Below are 2,210 nucleotides of genomic sequence, written 5' to 3'. Positions count from 1 at the left end.
CTACACGCTGACCTACACCGCGACTGTCAATGCGGATGCGACCGGAAGCGTCGGTAACGTTGTCGTAGCCAGTAACCCGGCTGGCGGCAACGATCCCGATCCGGTGTGCACCACCTGCGAGACCGAGCATCCGGTTGTCGCGACCTCGATCACGGTGAGCAAGGCCTCCAACCCGGCCTCGGGGAGCGAGGTGTCGCCTGGTGACACGCTGACCTACACGCTGACGGCGACGGTCGCCAATTCGGCGACGACCGAAGTGCTGACGCTTGCCGATACCCTTGGCGCAGGTCTGACCTTTGGTGCGGTCACCGATGCCGGCGCATTCGCCTGCACCGGTGCGCTGACCTGCACGCTGCCGGCGGGCACGCTGCCGGGCACGTACTCGCTGACCTACACCGCGACTGTCAATGCGGATGCGACGGGCACGCTGGGTAACGTTGTGGTGGCGACCACGCCGCCCGGCGGCAACGACCCCGATCCGGTGTGCACCACCTGCGAGACCGAACATCCGGTCGTTGCGACGTCGATCACGGTGAGCAAGGCCTCGAACCCGGCCTCGGGGAGCGAGGTGTCGCCTGGTGACACGCTGACCTACACGCTGACGGCGACGGTTGCGAACTCGGCCACGACCGAAGTGTTGACGCTCGCCGATACGCTGGGCGCAGGCCTGACGTTCGGTTCGGTGACCGATGCGGGTGCCTTCGCTTGCACGGGCGCGCTGACCTGCACGCTGCCTGCCGGCACGCTGCCGGGTACTTACACGCTGACCTACACGGCCACGGTGGACGCCGCCGCGACGGGCAGCGTCGGCAACGTTGTCGTGGCCAGTAACCCGGCCGGTGGCAACGATCCCGATCCGGTGTGCACGACCTGCGAGACTGAACATCCGGTTGTCGCGACGTCGATCACGGTGACCAAGGCCTCCAATCCGGCCTCCGGTAGTGAGGTGTCGCCTGGCGACACGCTGACCTACACGCTGACGGCGATGGTTGCGAATTCGGCGACGACCGAAGTGCTGACGCTCGCCGACACCCTTGGCGCAGGTCTGACCTTTGGCGCCGTCACCGATGCGGGTGCATTCGCCTGCACCGGCGCACTGACCTGCACGCTGCCGGCGGGCACGCTGCCGGGCACCTACACGCTGACCTACACCGCGACTGTCAATGCGGATGCGACGGGCAGCGTCGGTAACGTCGTCGTGGCCAGTAATCCGGCTGGCGGCAACGATCCCGATCCGGTGTGCACGACCTGCGAGACCGAACATCCTGTCGTCGCGACCTCGATCACCGTGAGCAAGAGCTCGAACCCGACCTCGGGTAGTGAGGTGTCGCCTGGCGACACATTGACCTACACGCTGACGGCGACGGTCGCGAACTCGGCGACGACCGAAGTGCTGACGCTCGCCGATACGCTCGGCACGGGTCTAACCTTTGGCGCCGTCACCGATGCGGGTGCATTCGCCTGCACCGGCGCACTGACCTGCACGCTGCCTGCCGGCACGCTGCCGGGCACCTACACGCTGACCTACACCGCAACCGTCAATGCGGATGCGACCGGCACGCTGGGCAACGTCGTGGTCGCGAGCACGACGCCCGGCGGCAATGACCCCGAGCCGGTGTGCACCACGTGCGAAACCGAGCATCCGGTGGTCGCGACGTCGATCACGGTGGCCAAGGCCTCCAACCCGGCCTCGGGCAGCGAGGTGTCGCCTGGCGACACGCTGACCTACACGCTGACCGCGACGGTCGCGAACTCGGCCACGACCGAAGTGTTGACGCTCGCCGATACGCTGGGCGCAGGCCTGACGTTCGGTTCGGTGACCGATGCGGGCGCATTCGCCTGCACCGGCGCACTGACCTGCACGCTGCCGGCGGGCACGCTGCCGGGCACGTACTCGCTGACCTACACCGCGACCGTCAATGCGGATGCGACCGGAAGCGTCGGTAACGTCGTCGTGGCCAGTAACCCGGCTGGCGGCAACGATCCCGATCCGGTCTGCACGACCTGCGAGACCGAACATCCGGTCGTCGCCACGTCGATCACGGTGAGCAAGACCTCCAACCCGGCGTCGGGTAGCGAGGTGTCGCCTGGCGACACATTGACCTACACGCTGACGGCGACGGTCGCGAACTCGGCCACCACTGAAGTGCTGACGCTGAGCGATACGCTCGGGGCGGGTCTGACGTTCGGTTCGGTGACCGATGCGGGTG

Annotated in this window: 1 protein-coding gene; it reads left to right on the top strand. The window is 67.2% G+C overall.

Features of this window, described 5'->3' with window-relative positions; translation table 11 throughout:
- The coding region (locus ABE487_RS17165; RefSeq protein ID WP_346452922.1) for an isopeptide-forming domain-containing fimbrial protein at positions 1-2,210 on the top strand (2,210 nt) is incomplete at both ends.

This window comes from Luteimonas sp. TWI596 (assembly GCF_039674105.1).
Taxonomy (GTDB): domain Bacteria; phylum Pseudomonadota; class Gammaproteobacteria; order Xanthomonadales; family Xanthomonadaceae; genus Luteimonas.
This window is presented reverse-complemented; position numbering and strand designations above follow the sequence as displayed.